General features: G+C 27.0%; 2 protein-coding genes and 1 tRNA gene. All 3 read right to left on the bottom strand.

Translation table 11 applies throughout. From position 1 onward, the window contains the following. Window positions 1-437 precede the first annotated feature (437 nt). The 3 genes from surE to AC07E4_RS08195 all read right to left on the bottom strand — a co-directional run bounded on the left by surE (window position 438) and on the right by AC07E4_RS08195 (window position 3,939). A complete protein-coding gene (gene surE / locus AC07E4_RS08205) occupies window positions 438-1,178 on the bottom strand; it encodes a 5'/3'-nucleotidase SurE (protein ID WP_034439812.1) in 741 nt (246 codons plus the stop codon). Window positions 1,179-1,614: 436 nt separating this feature from the next. Continuing rightward, window positions 1,615-3,699, bottom strand: a complete 2,085-nt coding sequence (locus AC07E4_RS08200; RefSeq protein ID WP_478216101.1) for a methyl-accepting chemotaxis protein — start codon at window positions 3,697-3,699, stop codon at window positions 1,615-1,617. 164 nt (window positions 3,700-3,863) lie between these two features. After that, window positions 3,864-3,939, bottom strand: a tRNA-Ala gene (locus tag AC07E4_RS08195). Between the last annotated feature and the right edge of the window lie 49 nt (window positions 3,940-3,988).

The following is a 3,988-nucleotide window of genomic DNA, read 5'->3' as shown; positions in this document are numbered from 1 at the left end:
TCAATTTTACATCTTTCGATGTGATCTTCTAATTTGATTAGAATCTCAATGAATTAACTGGTTTTACCTATATATTATCTGTTTAATTTTCAAAGACCAATGTGTCATCATCACCTGACGACTTTTATAATTTTACTGGATTAAAACTTTTTTGTCAACACTTTTTTTTAAATGTTTTTAAAGTTTATTTCCACATCGCTTTGCTCTTTACTTACTTGCCTCAGCGACAAGATTTATTATACTACCTTCTCTTACATCATTTACTTATCTTTTCTATTATTTATCAAATTTATTCATCATTTTCTCTTTTTTTCTCTTTTTTCTTCTTTTTTTCATTCATTGATACACTAGGAATAGTTTTCGCTTTACAAATTAAAGCATAGCTGAGGAATTTCCCCTTGCTATGCTTATTTCATAAGATATTAATTAAATTTTATTTACATCAATATGTTTCTTACTAAATCTATTGATTCAAAATGAGTTAATTGATATTGAAGTGGTGTTATTGTGATATATCCTTCTTCTATATTATATATATCAGTATCTTTTTCACATTTTTTTATAGGTTCTCCATATATTTTTGCTGTCCTACTACCATCCTCATTTAAGGTTTCAATATAAGTATTTTTATAATCTCTATACCCCATTTTACAAACCTTTATATCATTACTTTTAAGTTTTGATGGAAAGTTTATATTAAACATTACTTTTGCATCAAATTCATTTTCAATCAATTTTTTTACTATTTTGGCTGCTAACTTTGCAGTTTCTATATAATTCTCTTCAATACCATCACATGAAAATGCTATAGCAGTCTTTTTCATTATTAGTCCTTCCATTGCAGCTGATACTGTACCTGAATAAAGAACATCTGTTCCTAAGTTGAATCCATTGTTAATTCCTGATATAACTAATTCTATTTCTGAGTCTATATTAGTAAGTGCAAATTTTGTACAATCTGCTGGTGTACCAGTTATACTGTATGCTTTAGATTTTATTCCTTCAAGCTTTTCTTCTCTAACTATTAAATCATTTCTTAAAGTTATCGCATGACTACTTGCACTTCTTTCTTCACTTGGTGCAACTATAATTACATCATGATCTTTTTCTAATTGTTGCGCTAAATAAAATATTCCTTTAGCAAATATTCCATCATCGTTTGTTATTAATATTTTCATTTAACTTACCTCACTATATATCTATATTTTATTATATCTTTAAAATTAATCTAACTATTAGATACAAACCACTATTTTAACATATTATCTAAACTTTTGGGTAATGTAAACTACTAACTATAACTTATAAAGTATATTGTAAAAATTAACGATAAACAATTAACAATGAATGATAAAACTGAAGTCTCAGTTTTTTTGAATCAAATTTTATAATAATTTTCAAAGTAAATTAATTGAAAACAATATAAAACCGTAGTTTTTAAGTGTTTCTATTTTAAATATTACGAACGAAGTGAGTAATATTCACCATAACTTTTCACTCTTCACTCTTACTTTTTAATTGGTTTCCAACATGATAATAGAATAAACTTTAATATTGCTATTGTCATTTGATGAATCTATTATTTAAAATTTGAAATTGGAACCCTATAGTTACCTATACAACTTTAAAATTATCTATTTTTGATTCTAATTGTTTTGAAAGATCATTTAATGATAATGCACATTCGCCAAGATCTTCAACTGTGGTTCTTTGTTCTTGTGATGAAGCTAATACTTCTTCTGTTGATGCAGCTGTTTCCTCTGATATTGCCGAAATTGTTTCCATTGTTTCCATCAAATCTTCACGTTTTATATTAACCTGCTCACATTGACCTTTGACTTCAAGTATTCTTAAATTAAGATTTTTTATATCCTCACTTATATTATTAAAAATTTCTTCAGTATTATTAACTATCTTAAGCTGATTTTCTGTAGACATATTTGAAATGTTAGTATATTCTACAACTTTCGAAACTTGATTTTGTATAGATAGTATTAAATTTTTAATATCTTCAGCTGACTTTCTAGACTCCTCAGCTAAATTTCTAATTTCATCCGCTACTACTGCAAACCCTTTTCCTTGTTCACCTGCATGAGCTGCCTCAATTGAAGCATTTAGTGCAAGTAAATTAGTTTGTTGTGATATTGAAGCAATTGTATCACTTATTACTGATATTTCATTAGACATAGTATTCATTTGCTTAACTAATATATCAACTTTTTTAGTAGATTCATTTACTTCTTTAGATTTAATTATAAGTGTTTTTACTATATCTAATCCCTTATCACTAAGTTCTTTATTACTATTGGATATACTTTGTATCTCTAATGTTGCCCTGTCCAAATCCCTTATACTTTGAGATATTTCAGATGTTTTCATTACACCATTTTCTAAAGCTGAAGCTTGCTCTGTAGCACTATTTGCAATTTGTTCAATTGCCTCAGTTATATCTCTTATAGCTTGATCTGATAAATCATACATTCTATTTAAAAGTTCTACACTTTCATTTATTGTATATGAACTTCCCTTTAAATCAATCACTAAATTAGAAATAGAATTTTTCATGCTTTGTGTAGCTTCACCCAAAATTCCTATTTCATCTTTTTGTTGCAATATATTCACAGGAACGTCTTGAGTAAAATCACCATTTTGCAGTAAATTTAAATAAGAAGAAGTTTCTTCTATGGGTTTAGAAATTTTACTTGATAATTTTAACCCTGAAATTATAGAAACAATAATAGTTCCTAATGCTAAAATAAGTATAAAGATTGTCACAGCATTAGTAGCCTTATATATATCATGATTGTGTATTATTGCTATTAATTTGAATTCATTTTCAGGTGGAGCATATATATTAATCATAGATTTTTCATTATCTATTGTAGAATCTATTACTTTAGATGATATTTCACTAATATCCTCTACTCCAGAAATATGTAATTCTGATATATTTTTTAAAGTCATTTTATCATGTTGAGGATCTGCTATAATGTTTCCAGATTTATCAGTTACTATAATATAACCATCTCCCCCAATTGATATTTTTTTAACCATATCTACTATTTCTTTGAGTTTTAAATCAATTCCAATAACTCCTATAGTTTCACCATTGACATCTATGCTTTTAACTACACTAATAATTTCCTCATTTGTATCTTCTAAATAATAAGCATTTGTTATAGATACTTTGCCTTTATTTTCAATTGCATGTTTATAATATGGTCTTTCTCTTGGATCATAATTTGATGGTAACGTTTCCTCTGGCCATTGCATATATCCGCCATCTTTTAATCCTATATAAATATGAGAAGTTTCTGGATGTGTATTCCCAAAATTGTTAAATTGCTCAAAAATTTCTTGTTGAATAGCTTCTTCTTTTGAATAATCGAGTTTTAAATCTGAAGTGTTTGATTTGTTTAAATATGTGTTAAGTTTACCTGAAGACTGTTTAATTAAATCTTCCTCGCTCATAAACTGTAAATCCTCTGATACATCTTTAAAGTAGGAATTAATATAATTATTGACTTGAATAATTTCTTCTGAACTTGATTGTATAAAATTGCTCTTTTCATTACTTTTTATATATGGTATTGTTAAAAAAATTATACAACAAATTGGTAATATAGATAAAAGAATAAAATTCTTTGTTAATTTATTCCTCATTGTTATTTTTTTGTTTGTTTTTCTAGTTGTTTTCATTTATAACTACGACTTCCTTTCTTGTAAGACTAATCATAAATATAACATAAAAATATATTTTTTTAGTATTTGTTAAAAATAATTAACTAAAAAATAACTTACATAACAATAAAATATGAATAATTTGCAAATAAAAAAAGCAATCCTAACTGGATTGCTTTTCATGGTGGAGATAAAGAGATTCGAACTCTTGACCCCCTGCGTGCAAGGCAGGTGCTCTCCCAACTGAGCTATACCCCCAAATATGGTGGACCTTCAGGGACTCGAACCCCGGACCTACCGGTTATGA

The sequence above is a fragment of the Clostridium amazonense genome (assembly GCF_056431285.1).
Note: the sequence above shows the minus strand (reverse complement) of the source record. Positions and strands in the feature narration are given on the sequence as shown.